We start from the raw sequence: 14,553 nt of genomic DNA, 5'->3' as shown, positions 1-14,553 counted from the left end.
CTGCGGTCGGGGACGACGAATGCTCAGACCCTGACCTCTTGTGCGGTGCCCGCCCCCGGGCGGTCGTCGCCTGCGTCGTCGTAGTCGATCGTGCCCGAGGTCAGGTGACCCGCCAGCCCGAGGAGCAGGAAGAGCCAGACCAGTACCTGCGCGGCGGTGCTCAGACGGAGCGGACGCGTCGCGGAGTAGGCGGGCTGCGATGCAGCCTCGGCGGCGTCGCCCAGGAGTCCCTTGGGGTACACCGGCGTCAGCATCGTCGCGTAGGCCACGAGTCGCATCCGGTAACGGACAACGGCCGCCGTGGCGCCGAAGACCGGATCGGGCAGACGGCCCAGGACGATGCCGATCAGCCAGAACACCCAGCAGATCGCGAACCAGCCGGCCTGGGCGAGGCTGTTGACGATCGCCGCCGGAATCATGAGGATCAGCCGGAACAGCACGGCGAGCCGGTTGAGCGGGGTGGCGCGCAACTCGATGCGCACGGGGTAGTCGGGGGCGTCGAAGGAGAACGGCGGGTAGCGGTCGACGAGCAGGGCCGCGCTGGCCGAGACCCGGGTCTGGTAGGCGAGGACCGAGCCGAGGAAGGACGCGATCGAGTCGGGCAGACGGCCCAGGACCAGGGCGCTGAACCAGGCCGCGATCGTGACGAAGAACGCGGCGAACGACAGCACGGCGACGACGATGAACTGTGGCAGGAGCAGCAGCCAGCGCAGGAGTACCGTCCAGCGGCGCTGCTGCCCCGGCAGGGGCACGTCCAGCGCCGGCCGCCATTCGACTCCTTCGGCATCGGCCGAGGGCCGGGGCTCCCACCCTGCTGCCATGACCGCCTCCGTCTCTCCCGCTTCCCGCGATCTCCAGGTCACGTCGATGCTGCCGCAGCCGGCCGACCGTCGCACAGCCACGGGGTCCACTGGGATCACACCGGAGGCCGCCCGAAGTCTCGAGACCCTCCAACGGCGGGCCCGTGGTGACCTCGCCTCCGTCTGTGCGCCGGCTCACTGCCGCCCCCAGCCACCGGTCGGGTGCCTGCTCCATACCGCTCAAGATCCGGGCCATACGCGGACCGGCCGCGTACACCTTGCGCGAGTCCAGGCCGTTTCCACTGGTCAGCGACCGTGTGAGATGTGTACCACCAGCAGACGAAGAACCTGCTGGTGTCCTCCCCACCGAAGCGGCTCGGCTTCTTCCAGGGACACAAAAAGGGGCGCCTGACCTGATCGCAGCAGCCGACTTGCGTCGGCAGGTGACCCTGTTCGACGCGGAGATTGATGACCTCAGTCGGCCGCCTGGCCGCGTCGTACATGCCGGGTGGCCGGGGCGCGTGCGCGCGCTAGCCGTCCGGCATCCTCCCTGGTGCGGATCCGTCGTCTGCTCCGCGCGGCCGCGGGGCGCGTCCGTCGGCGCTGTCGCCGGGGCGACGCGGCCCTACTGGATGAAGGAGGTCATCTCACGGGCTGTCCGGAGCAGGAGGGGGCCAGTTCGTCCACGCGCCAAGAGGGAACACGGTCGTTGATCGCCGAGATGGTGAGGGCCAGGTACGGTTCGGCGGTCGCCGAGAGGATCGGTGAAGCCAGCCCCGAGACGCCCTCCAGCACGGTGTCCCTGTCGAAGCAGTAGCCGCGTTCGCGTACCTGGGCGGTCGCCTGGCGTACGGCCGTCAGGTTGTCGTCGAGGTCCAGGATGGATCCCCGCAGCGTGCGCTGCACTGGCTGGTTGGCCCGCACCTGGGCCTCCACGGCCTCCGGCCCGTGCCAGGAGAGCAGGGCGATGCCGGCGTAGGTGACGCCGAGGGGCATCGTCTCGCCCACGTCGACGAGCTTTGCCCGGATGGGGTGGGCGCCCTCGCAGCGCGTCAGGTAGTGCACGCCGTCGAACCGCCGGATGGCGCCGTAGACGGTGTCCCCGGTCTGCTGGGCGAGGCGCTGGGCCGCCCTCTCGATGCTCCCGAGGTCGCGGATCGGGGTCGGAGCGCCGAGGCCCAGCGTGTAGAGAGCGGGCCCCAGTCCGTACCGCTTGCCGGAGCGCTGCTCGATGAAGCCGGCCCCCATCAGTTCCTGGAGAATCCGGTGCACCGTAGGGCGGGCGATGCCCGTCGCGTCGGCGACGTCGAGCAGACGGGCGGCACCGGCGGCAGCACGCAGAAGCACTACGGGTACCTGTTCCCGCTGCTGTCCGCGCGGCAGCGGGTCGTCTCGGTCGACCTGGCCCAGCCGGTCCCGACCGGCGGCACCCTCACGGTGGAGCACCTGGGCAAGCAGGTCGCGGCCGTCATCGAAGCGGTGCTCCCCGGCCAGGCGGTCACGCTCGTGGGCTACTCGCTGGGCTCCGTCGTCGCCGCGGCCGTCGCGGCGCGCCACCCCGAGCTGGTGCGCAACCTCGTCCTGGTGGCCGGGTGGATCACCGCGGACACGCAGCAGAAGCTGCGCAACAAGGTGTGGCAGCAGCTGCGCAAGGAGGGCTCGTCCGCGCTCGGCGAATACACGGCCTTCTGCGCGTTCGGCGGCCCCTTCCTGGCCCTCGCCCACCTTGAGGAGCTGGCGCTCACGTTCAAGTCCCTCGCCCCGGACCACTTCTACGACCTGCAGATGGCGCTGAACCAGACGGTCGACATCTCCGAACTGATCCCGGGCATCAAGGCCACCACGCTGGTCGTCGGCTGCACGCACGACCAAATGGTGCCGGTGCGGCACAGCAAGGCGCTGTTCGGCGCGATTCCCGACGCCCGTTACGCCAAGATCGCGTCGGGGCACGCCGTCGTCTTCGAACGTCCCGGCCAACTGGTCCAGATCATCGACCAGTTCAACGCGTCGCCGTCGCGGCACGCCGCCGGCTCGATCGTTCCCGCCGACAGCCCGTAGAGCCACTCACCGCAAACGGAGATTTCGCATGAGCACGCCCTCCACCTCCCAGAGCCAGATCACCGAGGACCCCCTCGCCCACGTCGAGGTCGTCATCATCGGCACCGGCTTCGCCGGCCTCGGCATGGCCGCCCAGCTGAAGCGCAACGGCCAGGAGTCCTTCGTCGCCCTGGAGCGCGCGCACGACGTCGGCGGCACCTGGCGCGACAACACCTACCCCGCCGCCGCGTTGACGTCCCCTCGCACCTCTACTCCTTCTCCTTCAGGCCCAACCCCGACTGGTCGCGGATGTTCTCCCCGGGCCCGGAGATCCAGCAGTACCTGCGGGACACCGCCCGTGAGGAGGGGCTGCTGCCGCACATCCGGTTCGGCGCCGACGTCGAGGACGCCCGCTGGGACGCCGACGCGCAACTCTGGACGGTCAAGACCTCCAGTGGCGTCTTCACCGGACGCTACCTCGTGACCGGCACCGGACACCTCGCCGACGAGAGCCTTCCCCCGATCCCGGGCCTGGACGGTTTCACCGGCCAGGTGTTCCACTCGGCCCGCTGGAACGGCGAGGTTCCCCTGCAAGGCAAGCGGGTCGGCATCGTCGGGTCCGGTGCCACGGCGATCCAGGTGATCCCCGAACTCGCCAAGATCGCCTCCGAGCTGGTGGTCTTCCAGCGCAGTGCGCCGTACGTCATTCCACGTCCGGACCGCGCCTACAGCGAGATCGAGAAGCGGACCTTCCGCCGGGACCCGGAGTCCATGGCGACCCACCGCTCGGAGATCTTCTGGATGCTCGAGAACTCCTACGCGCAGCGGCGGGCGGTTCCGCAGTACCTCGCCCAGGCCAAGGCGCTCGCGGGCAAGCACCTCGCGAACCAGGTCGAGGACGAGGCGCTGCGTGCCAAGCTGACGCCCCACTACGAGATCGGCTGCAAGCGCGTCCTGATCTCCGACCTCTTCTACCCGGCGCTGCAGCAGGACAACGTGACGCTGGAGGCCTCGGCCCTCGACCGCGTCGAAGGCGACAAGGTCTTCTCCGCGGACGGCAACGCCGACGAATGCGACGTGCTGGTCTTCTGCACCGGATTCGAGGTCACCGAGCCGCCGTACGCCGCCCTGGTCCGGGACGCGGAGGGTCTCTCGCTCGCCGACCACTGGGCCGAGGGCATGGAGGCCTTCGCGTCGACCACGGTCGCCGGCTTCCCCAACCTGTTCCTCATCAACGGCCCCAACACGGGACTCGGCCACAACTCCATCGTCTACATCATCGAGGCCCAGATCGACTACATCCTGGGTGCGCTCGAGTGGAGCGAGGCCCATGGCAACCGCGTCGTCGACGTGCCCGCCGAGGCCCAGGCGCGGTACGTGGACGAACTCCACGAGCGCAGCCAGGGCACCGTCTGGCTCAGCAACGGCTGCCAGAGTTGGTACGTCGACGAGCGCAGCGGCCGCCTGACCATCGTCTGGCCGGAGTTCGCGCACGAGTTCCGGTACCGCAACGGCACCTTCGACCCGGCCCCGTACACCACCGCCGAGATCGCTGCGACCGCGTAAGCACCATGGGGCCCGGGAGAAGACCGGGCCCCATGCCCCACGGCATGCCCGAGCACCTCCCCCACCGCGAGAAAGAGTCCTGAGCGCCGCGAGCCCGCCACACCGACTTCAATAACTGATCGTTTCAGAATGCGGTTCGCAGGCGGCGGAGGCATACGAGGCTGCGGGCCAGTTCGAGCAGGCCCTCATGGAGATCTGCGCGTCGTTCGTACCGGATGCGGAGCCGTTTGAACTGGTGCAGCCAGGCGAAGGCGCGCTCGACCACCCAACGCACCGCCCAGTCCGGAACCGTGGGCGACGCCCCGTCGCGTGATCGGCGGCTTGATGCCGCGCTTCCCCAGCAGGCGGCGGTACTTGTCGAGGTCGTAGCCCCGGTCCGCGTACAGGCGCCGGGGTTTGCGGCGGGGGCGCCCCGCCGGCCGCGCATCGATGGGACGGCGTCCAGCAGCGGCAGGAGCCGGGTGACGTCGTGCCGGTTGCCGCCGGTGAGGGTGCACGGCGAGCGGGGTTCCGTGGCGGTCGACGATCAGGTGGTGCTCGGAGCCGGAACGGGCACAGTCCACCGGCGAGGGACCAACGCGATCCCCCCATTTCAGGGCCCGGACGTGCGACCCGTCCACGGAGCAGTCGTCCAGGTCCAGCAGGTCGGCGCGGCGCAGCTCGGCCAGCAGGGAGCTTCAGCCCCGGAAGGCTTCGGCCACGATGGCGACGCTCGCTGCGGTGATGGCCAGGCCGACGAGAAGAATGACCAGGGAGAAGGAGGTGAGCCACACCTTGCGGAGCCGTGACAGCACGAAGGTCGACATGTCGGGACGCCCTGGGCGGTAGGCGACCTGGACGGTAGGGGCAGTGCTCCTCCCGAGCAGGTCGATGCGGCTGTGGGTCGTGCCCTGCATGTCGGTGTACACGTAGCTCGCGCCGCTGCGTTTCGCCTCGACGGTGATGCCGTGCCGGGGCAGGTACCAGATGTCGTACATCCCCTTCATCGACACGGCACCGAATACAGTGACCCCCACGCCGAACGGGGTGACCAAAAGGAATAGAACCGCTGTCTCCGGCGGCCCCAGGATCGCGATGACCACGGCCATCGCGACGATCAGGAGGCCGGCAGTCCACGCCCAGAACGTGAACCTGCGGTACCGCGCAGCCTCGTCGGACTCCGTCACTGTGCTGACGGTGACGAGGCCCGATCCGTCGGCGGCCTCCGCGGACTCGTCCGCGCGCTCGGGCAGTGCGTTGACCGCGTCGGCGAACATCGTGGCCGCCGCCTCGCTCACGCCCCCGACCCGATGGACGGCCGGGGTCGATCCCGGTGGGGCGGTGAGCTCCACGGCGACGGCACGGCCCTCCGTCCGGACCGTCCGCACGGCCCGGAGCGGGATTCGCGTCTTCTCGCGCCCTCGGGTCAACACGAGGTCGTCGTCCTCGGCTTGGAGGACAACTCCGCCGGAGCCGCGCAAAACGGGTAGGGGTGAGGTGGTTGACATGGGCGTGATCGTAGAGGGTGGCTATCCGGTCAACCAGGGGCTGCTATGGCGTCAGGCCCCCGCCGCCTACGAACCGCCTTCTGAGACGATCAGTTATGTGGTGACGTCGTCAGCTCGACGGATAGGTGCGGCCGTCGTGGGACCGACGAAGGAGGCCGCGGCCTGTTCCTCGCCGCCCGGTTCTCCACGCGCTGGGGCAGCCGCTGCAGCCAGCATGCACCAGCGGTCGGCCACGTCACGTCGCTTCGGTGAGCTCCGCGCTGAGGCCACGCGCCAGCCGGAAGGGTCGCCGCTGCCCAGCGCGACCGTGAGAGCCTCAGCCCGCCGCTTCCAGCGACGGTTCCGCGAGTTCATCGCGGACGGGAGACCTCACGGGACCGCGCAGCAGGGCCTCGCCAGATGGGTGCGGTCCCGCAGTCGCGGGCGCGGCGGTACAGCCTGTCAGGCACCCTGGATCCGGGCGTCCCGTACGAGGCGCCCGGACTGATGGTCGGCCGGCTCACTCCTTCCGGTAACGGCGACCGCCTCACCGTCACGGCTCTCCCCTCGGCGCGGTTACGTGGGAGAACTCATTGAGCCGGGCCCGGCACCGACGGGCCGCACGAGACAGGTGACGGACATGCGCACTGAGGCCGCCCAGCGGGTCGAGCTGGTCTTCTCCCTCTTCGACGTCAACGGCAACGGAGTCATCGACTCCGGCGACTTCGACCTGATGACGGGACGTGTTCTGGAGGCGGCGGTCGCATCGGACGCCGGCGCCAAAGAGGCCATCCGGGCTGCGTTCCACCGCTACTGGACGACGCTGGCCACCGAGCTGGACGCCGACGGCGACGGCGTGATCACCGTCGAGGAGTTCCGCCCCTTCGTGCTCGACCCCGAGCGCTTCGGCCCCACGATCACCGAGTTCGCCCGGGCGCTGTCCGCACTCGGCGACCCGGACGGGGACGGCCTGATCGAGCGCCCGCTCTTCATGTCGCTGATGACGGCGATCGGCTTCGAGGAGGCGAACATCCACGCGCTCTTCGACGCCTTCGGCCCGGACGCCGCTGACCGCATCACCGTGGCCGCGTGGGCCGCCGGCATCGAGGACTACTACGCACCGGACCTGGCCGGGATCCCCGGCGACCGGCTGGTGGGCGCACCGGCCGTCTGACACGGCCCCCTCGTGAGCGTCCCGGGGCGGGGTCGGCCGTCCCGGGACACACCGTCGGCCCGGCGGACGTCACGCCCCGGGCTTGTGGGCGAAGACCCATCGGTTCCCCTCCAGGGCGTCGTTCGGCTCGGGGAGGGGACCTCGTCCGTGCCGGCGGGTGAAGTCGAAGGGCGTGCGCATCGACGTCGACCAGCCCTTGGCCGTCAGATGGCCCGCCGTGTCGGGGCGCGGTCCCAGGTCGAAGAGGTCGAGCAGGTCGATGCCGATCTGCTCGCGCGTCGCCGTGTAGATCGCGCTGTCGCGGTACGCCAGCAGGTCCTTCTCCAGCTTGGCCTCGAAGGCCAGGGCGCCGCCTCCGGTGGTCAGCCGATCCACCGTGTCGATGAGGTGCGTCTCGGTGGGGCCCGGCAGGTAGAAGAGCAGCCCCTCGGCCAGCCAGACGCTCGGTGCGGCCGGGTCGAAGCCGCTGGAGGTCAGCGCGGTGGCCCAGTCCTCGCGCAGGTCGACCGGTACGGGGACGCGCTTCGTCCGCGGGGCGGCCGACAGGTCCGTGAGGACCTGCTGCTTGAAGGCCAGCACGCCCGCCCTGTCGATCTCGAAGACGACGCAGTCGGACGGCAGGTCCAGCCGGAGGGCACGCGTGTCAAGCCCCGCGCCCAGCAGGACCACTTGGCGGGCGCCGTCGTGGACCGACCCGAGGACGAAGTCGTCGAGGACCCGGGTCCGCAGCCCGAAGTAGCGGGCGAACCTGCCCCACAGCGGGTTGTCGTCCCCTTCCGGGACCTGTCCGATGCGTACCGGCCAGTCCACACACGCCGGGGCGGCGCGTACGAAGTGTTCGGCGTACACGTCCTGGGCCAGGCTGTCGTGGCGGTGGGTCTCGATCGCCCGGGCCGCGGCGACCAGGAGGGCGGTCATCCCCACACCTCCTTCCACGCCTTCCGCGTCGGCCTGCCGCGTCGCCGGGACGGCCGCGCCTCCTCCGGTGGCGGTACGGGGGGACTCGTCGGTGGGGGCGGTTTCGCTCATCGGTCTCTTCTTTCCGGCAGCAGGACGGGTTTGACCACACGGCCGGCGTCGCAGTCGCGTTCGGCCTCGTTGATGTCGGCCAGCGGGTAGGTGCGGATCAGCTGGTCGAAGGGGAAGCGGCCGGCCTGCCACAGGCCGGTCAGCCGGGGTATCAGTAGTCCGGGTACCGCATCGCCTTCGCAGATGTGGCGCAGGCATCGGCCTCGGTCGAGCGTGCCCGGTTCGAGCGGCAGAGGGGTGGGGAGGCGTGCCACGAGTCCGAGGGTGCCGGTGGGTCGCAGAGCTTGGAGCGCGTCGTTGATGAGCGGGGCCGAGGCCGTGGTGTCCAGGGCGTACTGGGCCCCGCCGTCGGTCAGTCGGCGGAGTCGCTCGGGCAGCCCGCGCGATCCGGCGGACAGCGGTGTCGCGCCGAACCGTTCGGCCAGGTCAAGGCGCACGGGGTGACGGTCGACGGCCACGGTCCGTACGCCGGCGGCGGTGGCCGCCATCACGGCGGCCAGGCCCACCGCTCCGGCGCCGAGGACGGCGAGGGTGTCGCCGGGTCCTGCGGCGAACGTGTTGAGTACGGCTCCGGCACCGGTGAGGAAGCCGCAGCCGAGCGGCCCGAGCAGTTCGAGGGGCAGGGCGGGGTCGACCCGGACGGCGTTGCGGGCCGGGACGAGCGCGTACGCCGCGAAGGAGGACTGGCCGAACCACCGGGGAGCCAGCGCCTTTCCGGTCGCGTCGGTGAGGCGCGGTGGTTCCTCCTCGCGCCCGCCGAGGAGGTTGAGGGAGGCGAAGGAGTCGCAGTAGGCGGGGGCGGCGGCACGGCAGTTGCGGCAGTGGCCGCAGGAGTCGAAGCTCAGCACGACGTGGTCGCCGACGCCGAGCGCGATGCCGGGGCCGCCGCCCGTCGCCACGACGACCCCGGCGCCCTCGTGGCCGAGGACCGCCGGGAGCGGGCTGCGGCCGGCCGACCGTCGTACCGCGAGGTCGGTACGGCACATCCCGGCCCCCGCGATCTCGACGAGGATCTCGCCGGGGCCAGGCTCCGTACGCAGGGCCACTTCCTCGACCGTGAACGGGTCCTCGTACGAGCGGAGTACGGCTGCCTGGAACCTCGTGGTCACGCTTCCTCCTCGCGCGGGCGGTGGACGACGAACGGCCGGAGGTTGCCGTAGAGGCCCCACGGTCCGCCCGCGACACCGACCCCGCTGTCCTTGATGCCCGCGAAGGGCTGGGCGAGGGAGAGTTCGGCATGGTGGTTGATCCAGGCCGTGCCGCATTCGAGCCGGTCGGCCGCCGCCTCGGCCCGGTCGAGATCGGTGCCCCAGACGGAACCGCCCAGTCCGAAGCCGGTGCCGTTGGCCGCGTCGAGGGCCTCGTCGAGGTTTCGGTACGGAAGGACCGGCAGGACCGGTCCGAACTGTTCCTCGGTCACCACCGGGCTGTCGGGCGGGACGTCGGTGAGGATCGTGGGAGCGAAGAAGTACCCCGCTCCGTCGAGTCGGTGACCGCCGGCCGCGACCCGGGCGCCGTCCGCCAGGGCCCGCCCTGTGACCTGCTCGACCCGGGCCAGCTGGGGAACGTTGTTGACCGGACCGATCCGGGTGTCCGGGTCGAGTCCGGCCCCGACCGGGACGGTCTTCGCGCGCTGGGCGAGGGCTTCGACGACCTCGGCGTGGAGCCGGGCGGGGGCGTAGACGCGTTTGACCGCCATGCAGACCTGCCCGCAGTTGCGGAACGCGGCCCAGAACAGCCGGTCCGCGATCCGGTCCACGTCGACGTCGTCCAGGAGGACGGCCGCGTCGTTGCCACCCAGTTCCAGGGTGACCCGGGCGAGCGAGGCCGCCGCGGCCTCGGCGACGGCCCGGCCGGTGGGCACCGAGCCGGTGAAGGTGACGTGACGGATGCCCGGGTGGGCAGCGAGACGGGCACCGAGGGGTTCACGGCCGGTGACGACGGTCAGGACGTCCTCGGGCAGGACGGTGGCGAGGACGGAGCCGAGCATCCGGGTGGCGAGCGGGGTGTGAGGGGACGGTTTGAGGACCACGGTGTTGCCGGCCGCCAGCGCGGGCGCGAACTTCGCCGCCGCGAGCTGGAGCGGGAAGTTCCACGGCACGATCGCGGCCACCGGCCCGACGGGCCGCCAGCGGACCTCGCTGTGCACGGGTCGGCCGTCGTCGATCCGACGGGCCCTGGGGGCCAGGTCGGCGAAGTAGCGCAGCCGGGCCGCGGTGCGGGCGATCTCGGCGTACGACTCGGCCAGGGGCTTGCCCTGTTCCCGCGTGAGCAGCGGGGCGAGGTCGTCTCCGGCCGTTTCCACGGCGTCGGCCGCGGCGCGCAGGGCGGTGGTGCGGGCGGCGGGGTCGGCGCGCCAGCCGAGCCAGGCCCGCTGGGCGCGGGCGACCGCCTCGTCCAACTCGTGCGGCCGCTGGTCGGGGGCCTCGTCGAAGGCCTCCCCGGTGGCCGGGTCGACGACGGCGAGGCGTGCGGCACGGCGCTCAGGGACGCGATCGGCTTCCGGTGTCGTCATCCCGGTGGTCAGCTCACGGCCCGAGCGCCGACGGTGTGCTCCCGGGCCTGCCGGTCCATCTCCGTCCGGAAGGCGGCGACCAGATGCGGCTGGATCCTCCCGGCGTTGCGGTCGCCGCCCGCGCAGACCGCTCCCCGCACGCCCACGATGTCCGTGCCGATGCGGGTCAGCGGACCGAGATCGGCCTGCTTGACGCTGCCCGCGAGGGCGGCGAGCAGACCGGACGCGTGGGCGCGCCGGACGAACTCGGCGCAGGCGTCGGGCGGGACGTGGTCGAAGAGCCGTGTGCCGTCTTTGATCGCGGTGTCCAGCATGGCCGCGTCGGCACCGGCGCGGGCGGCGATGTCGGGCAGGGCGAGTGGGTTGACGCAGCCGATGCGATGGGAGTCGGCGTAGCCCGAGGCGACGACGAGCGCCTCGGGGCGGTGGTCCTTCACCGCACGGACGACCGCCCTCATCACCTCGACCCCCTGCTCGGGAGTCGTACAGCCGTACAGACCGACCTTGATGTATGTGGCGCCGGAGGCAACCGCGCCCAGTGCGGCCAACGCCACCGTACCGGGCTTGTACGGCACGTCCCCCACGGTGGCGGACACCGGCTTGTCCGCCGGCACCGCGTCACGGATCTCGCGGATGACCCAGGGGAAGTTGGCGCCCAGCGAGCCCTCGTCGGGCTTCTTGACATCGACGATGTCGAGGTGTTCCGCGGCTTTCGCACAGTCGAGGGCTTCCTCGACACCGTCCGGGGAGATGAGAAGCAACACCATGAGCTCCTTCCGCCGCACGTCCACCTGGCCGAGGACAGGGGTGCGGATCATCTGGTTCACCTGGTTCATCTGCGATGCGCTCATCCTTTCCGTCGCCCCGTGGGCACCGGTAGGGCGCACGGAGCTCCCGGGAGGTGCGTGAAGGCACGCGCATGATGCGGTGTGCACCGGCGTCTGCCGATGCACGCCCGACCCCTCCGACCGCCCCCCGATGCTCACTTGCGTGCTCCGGTGCTCCTGCCCCCCGGGCATGGACGGTCCCGCAAGGTCGCTCGCAGAGTCAGGCTCGGCCCGGAACCGGACTCGCCGGGTGGCGGTGGAGGCCTCATCACTGCGGGGGCCGAGTTCGGCCAGGAGGCCCTCAACCGGGTCCTCCGGCAACTGCGGGGCGGGGCCCGGCGCAACGCCTCAGCGCTGACCGGTCCCGAAGTCGATCGCGTGGGCAGGCAGGGCGCGCGGGCAGGAGCGCCCGGCGGGGTCGCCGTCCTATCAGCAGGTGACCGTCGCGTCGGCCCAGTCCGCGTGGTCGTGATCCACGCCGTCCCCGCCGTCGGTGACGACGAGGCGCACGGTCTCGGCGCCCGCCAGGTCGGCGGTCAGCGACTGCGGCGACGTCGTGTGCGTCAGCACGCCGGTGGACGCGGCCCTGCGGCCGTCCGCCCAGACCTCGAACGCCACCGACCCGTTGGATCCCGTCTCGTCGTCGAGGCCCACCTGCGCCGAGAACGAGGTGCAGCGCCCGCCGAGGTAGTACTCCACCTCACTGTGGGCGTGTGCCCCGAGCCCCTTGGCGTGGACGACGCCGCCCATGGTGAGCGGCCCCCCGTCCCCGGCCGCGGCCTCACCGACGCTGGTGTCCTTCTCCACGGGTCCCCAGCCGTTGGCGGCACTCAGCCACGTGGCGTCGCTCAGGTACGACGTGCCGACCGGGGGCGGCACCACCACGGTGACGCGCAGGGGAAGCGTGCTGGTCGCCCGGCCGCCGGCGGCGGAAGTGTACGTCGCGGTCAGCGTCAGGTCGTACGGGCCGATCGGTGTGCCGGTCGGGGGGCGTACGCGCCAGTCGGTGCTCAGCCGGTCGCCCGTCGACAGGGACTTCGCCGTGGTGCCGGACGCCGGCTCGACGCTCCAGCCGCCGGGGGCGGAGAGCCGCACCGACACCCCTCGTGCCGCCGTACGGCCGAGGTCGGTCACCGTGGTGGTCACGGTGGCCTCCGTATCGGCGGTGAGGAACGGGGAGCCCGCCTGGCCCAGTTCCACCGCGGGCGGAGAGGACGCCCAGTCCGTGTCGGTCGAGAGGCGGACGAGCACGGTGCCGTGGGCGGGGACGGTGGCCGAGAACGTGTCGGCGACGTTCTGGCTCGTGTGCTGCCACAGATCGCGCACCGTGTACGCGCGTGCCCCGGGCAGTCCCGCCGCCTTCGCGGTGGTCGCGATGCGCTGTGGCCGGTCCGACTCGTTGAACAGGGCGATCGCCCGGCTGCCGTCGGCCATCGGCTTGACGATCACCCACCGGCCGCCCTCGGCGCTGATGACCCTGCCCTGCTTCCCCAGCGGATCCTGGTCGACCGCGATGACCTCGCGGTTGCCGAGGATGTCGAACGTCGCCTGGTCCGCCGTGCGGAGGTCGGCGCCGATGATCAGGGGCGCGGCCATGACGGACCAGAGGGAGAAGTGGGTCCGGTACTCGGTGTCCGTCATCCCGCCGTTGCCGACCTCGAGCATGTCCGGGTCGTTCCAGTTGCCGGGCTTGGCGTAGGCGTCGAGCGGCAGGTTCTGCTTGGCGATCGACAGCATGCTGCCCCAGCTGTCGCTGATGTCGTAGGTGGTTCGCCACAGGTGGCCCACGTCGGACGCCCACTCCCAGGGCCTGTTCGCGCCCCATTCACAGATGCTGTAGACGATGGGCCGTCCCGTCGCCTTCAGCGCGTCGCGCATGTCGGTGTAGCGCTTCTTGGCGTCGACGCCCTGGTTGTTGCAGTTGTCGTACTTGAGGTAGTCGACGCCCCAGTCGGCGAACTGCCGGGCGTCGCTGTACTCGTGGCCGAGCGCGCCGGGGAAGCCAAGGCCGTCACAGGTGTGGGTCCCGGCGCTGGTGTAGATGCCGAACTTGAGTCCCTTGGAGTGGACGTAGTCGGCGACGGCCTTGATGCCGTGCGGGAAGCGGGTGGGGTCGGGGACGAGCTTGCCGTCGGCGTCGCGCTCCGGCAGCGCCCAGCAGTCGTCGAGGTTGACGTACTGGTACCCCGCGGCCTTCAGGCCCTTCTCGACGAAGAGGTCGGCGATGCCCTTGACCATGGTCTCGTCGAAGTCCGGCCGGCAGTGGGTGGAGTTCCAGTTGTTGAAGCCCATCGGAGGCGTGAGGGCGAGCCCGTCGCCGGCGGCGGGGGTCGGAGCGTCGGCCGCGGAGGCGGGCGCCATGAAGGACCCGCCTGCGAGAAGGACGCCGGCGAGTCCGACGGCGAACCCTCGGCGCGGGGCGCGGGAGCGTGGTGCGGTGGACACGAGAAGACCTCCGTGGTGAGGGGACGGGACGGCGGGTGTGCGCCCGATCAGGCGGGCAGGCCTCCCGCGCGTTGGCGGTTGCGGTGCGCGGCACGAGGGCGCCGGGGGCGCAGGCGGGTCGGGCCGGTGGTGCAGCTCTGGTCGCCGGAGGCGAGCAGGGCGTCCTCCGCCCCTGCGGCGCCTGGCCGGTGGAGCACCCGGTCAGGGCGCGGGCCGCCACGAGGCCCACTGCCGCCAGTGCATGGTTGCGGGTCGCGGACATGGGAGCTCCCGAGCATGAGGGTCAAGCGGTCAACGCAACTCAACAAAATCAAGCGCAACTTGACACGCTCTGCACCGCAGGAAACGCCTTGTTTGCGCGAACGTCAAGGGTTTTACCGGTAATTCTGCAAGCAAGAGCTTACAAAGTCTTGTTACCGAGCAGCATCGAGCATGAGATGTGTGATTTTGTTGTCCGTCCTCTGGACAGCAGGGAGTCGAGTGGTGAGAATCCATCCGATCCGCCGTGGGCTCACGGCTCCGCCCGCCCATCGGCGCCGACCGCCGGACGGAATCCCTCTTCACCCGGCCCGTCCTCACGCCCGCGCCCCTCGAACACGGCGCCCGCACCCCTGACATCGCAGCCGGAGCCGCACGCCCGCGCAACAGAACCGAGCCCAGAAGGGACCGCACCTTGCGCACAACTCCCAGAACG

13 protein-coding genes and 1 pseudogene are annotated in these 14,553 nt (G+C 71.2%); 4 read left to right on the top strand and 10 right to left on the bottom strand.

Features of this window, described 5'->3' with window-relative positions; genetic code table 11:
* Positions 1–23: 23 nt before the first annotated feature.
* Both AB5J54_RS38540 and AB5J54_RS38535 read right to left on the bottom strand, forming a co-directional pair.
* Positions 24–821 (bottom strand): DUF4389 domain-containing protein, encoded by a 798-nt coding sequence (locus tag AB5J54_RS38540; protein WP_369148610.1) that lies wholly within the window; start codon positions 819–821, stop codon positions 24–26.
* Between the two features lie 621 nt (positions 822–1,442).
* Positions 1,443–2,147, bottom strand: a complete 705-nt coding sequence (locus tag AB5J54_RS38535; protein ID WP_369148609.1) for an IclR family transcriptional regulator — start codon at positions 2,145–2,147, stop codon at positions 1,443–1,445.
* Here AB5J54_RS38535 and AB5J54_RS38530 point away from each other — a divergent pair.
* The 3 genes and pseudogenes from AB5J54_RS38530 (at position 2,067) to AB5J54_RS38520 (ending at position 4,403) form a co-directional block, all read left to right on the top strand.
* Entirely contained in the window at positions 2,067–2,858 is a 792-nt protein-coding gene (locus tag AB5J54_RS38530; protein ID WP_369148607.1) for an alpha/beta fold hydrolase, read from the top strand. The two genes, AB5J54_RS38535 and AB5J54_RS38530, sit on opposite strands and share 81 nt — an antisense overlap.
* A 28-nt stretch (positions 2,859–2,886) precedes the next feature.
* A pseudogene (locus AB5J54_RS38525) lies at positions 2,887–3,021 on the top strand (hypothetical protein); the annotation flags it as partial.
* 125 nt (positions 3,022–3,146) lie between these two features.
* Positions 3,147–4,403, top strand: coding sequence for a flavin-containing monooxygenase (locus tag AB5J54_RS38520; protein ID WP_369148606.1), 1,257 nt, complete (start codon positions 3,147–3,149; stop codon positions 4,401–4,403).
* Positions 4,404–4,527: 124 nt separating this feature from the next.
* On the opposite strand, the gene AB5J54_RS38515 is transcribed toward AB5J54_RS38520, so the two are convergent.
* From AB5J54_RS38515 to AB5J54_RS38505, 3 genes are all read right to left on the bottom strand, one after another.
* Positions 4,528–4,644, bottom strand: a complete 117-nt coding sequence (locus AB5J54_RS38515) for a hypothetical protein (protein WP_369149599.1) — start codon at positions 4,642–4,644, stop codon at positions 4,528–4,530.
* On the bottom strand, positions 4,589–4,966 hold the full coding sequence (locus AB5J54_RS38510) for a transposase (protein WP_369149598.1): 378 nt from the start codon (positions 4,964–4,966) through the stop codon (positions 4,589–4,591). The genes AB5J54_RS38515 and AB5J54_RS38510 overlap by 56 nt, the downstream gene beginning before the upstream one ends.
* 114 nt (positions 4,967–5,080) lie before the next feature.
* Positions 5,081–5,680 carry a hypothetical protein gene (locus tag AB5J54_RS38505; protein WP_369148605.1) on the bottom strand — a complete coding sequence of 200 codons (600 nt, stop codon included), beginning with the start codon at positions 5,678–5,680 and terminating at the stop codon, positions 5,081–5,083.
* Between the two features lie 829 nt (positions 5,681–6,509).
* Here AB5J54_RS38505 and AB5J54_RS38500 point away from each other — a divergent pair.
* Entirely contained in the window at positions 6,510–7,043 is a 534-nt protein-coding gene (locus AB5J54_RS38500) for an EF-hand domain-containing protein (RefSeq protein ID WP_369148604.1), read from the top strand.
* A 69-nt stretch (positions 7,044–7,112) separates the two neighbouring features.
* Here the strand turns inward: AB5J54_RS38500 and AB5J54_RS38495 are convergent, their stop codons facing one another.
* The 5 genes from AB5J54_RS38495 to AB5J54_RS38475 form a co-directional block, all read right to left on the bottom strand.
* Positions 7,113–7,961, bottom strand: a complete 849-nt coding sequence (locus AB5J54_RS38495) for an SAM-dependent methyltransferase (protein ID WP_369149597.1) — start codon at positions 7,959–7,961, stop codon at positions 7,113–7,115.
* A 107-nt stretch (positions 7,962–8,068) separates the two neighbouring features.
* The gene (locus AB5J54_RS38490; protein WP_369148603.1) at positions 8,069–9,181 is read right to left on the bottom strand and encodes an NAD(P)-dependent alcohol dehydrogenase; all 1,113 of its coding nucleotides are present in this window, start codon (positions 9,179–9,181) and stop codon (positions 8,069–8,071) included.
* Complete coding sequence (locus tag AB5J54_RS38485) at positions 9,178–10,587, bottom strand: aldehyde dehydrogenase family protein (protein WP_369148602.1); 1,410 nt, start codon at positions 10,585–10,587, stop codon at positions 9,178–9,180. Before AB5J54_RS38485 ends, AB5J54_RS38490 begins: the two co-directional genes overlap by 4 nt.
* An 8-nt stretch (positions 10,588–10,595) precedes the next feature.
* Positions 10,596–11,351 carry a (5-formylfuran-3-yl)methyl phosphate synthase gene (locus AB5J54_RS38480; protein ID WP_369149596.1) on the bottom strand — a complete coding sequence of 252 codons (756 nt, stop codon included), beginning with the start codon at positions 11,349–11,351 and terminating at the stop codon, positions 10,596–10,598.
* Positions 11,352–11,843: 492 nt separating this feature from the next.
* A complete protein-coding gene (locus AB5J54_RS38475; protein WP_369149595.1) occupies positions 11,844–13,775 on the bottom strand; it encodes an NPCBM/NEW2 domain-containing protein in 1,932 nt (643 codons plus the stop codon).
* Between the last annotated feature and the right edge of the window lie 778 nt (positions 13,776–14,553).

It is taken from the genome of Streptomyces sp. R44, assembly GCF_041053105.1.
Taxonomy (GTDB): domain Bacteria; phylum Actinomycetota; class Actinomycetes; order Streptomycetales; family Streptomycetaceae; genus Streptomyces.
The sequence above is the reverse complement of the archived record's forward strand: the minus strand, read 5'-3'. Positions and strand labels throughout refer to the sequence as shown.

What these genes read in the sequence shown, in the direction of transcription:
- AB5J54_RS38485 (WP_369148602.1), bottom strand. Translation starts at nt 10,587, where the DNA reads ATGACGACACCGGAAGCCGATCGCGTCCCTGAGCGCCGTGCCGCACGC.
- AB5J54_RS38475 (WP_369149595.1), bottom strand. Translation starts at nt 13,775, where the DNA reads ATGGCGCCCGCCTCCGCGGCCGACGCTCCGACCCCCGCCGCCGGCGAC.
- AB5J54_RS38520 (WP_369148606.1), top strand. Translation starts at nt 3,147, where the DNA reads ATGTTCTCCCCGGGCCCGGAGATCCAGCAGTACCTGCGGGACACCGCC.
- AB5J54_RS38495 (WP_369149597.1), bottom strand. Translation starts at nt 7,961, where the DNA reads ATGACCGCCCTCCTGGTCGCCGCGGCCCGGGCGATCGAGACCCACCGC.
- AB5J54_RS38500 (WP_369148604.1), top strand. Translation starts at nt 6,510, where the DNA reads ATGCGCACTGAGGCCGCCCAGCGGGTCGAGCTGGTCTTCTCCCTCTTC.
- AB5J54_RS38540 (WP_369148610.1), bottom strand. Translation starts at nt 821, where the DNA reads ATGGCAGCAGGGTGGGAGCCCCGGCCCTCGGCCGATGCCGAAGGAGTC.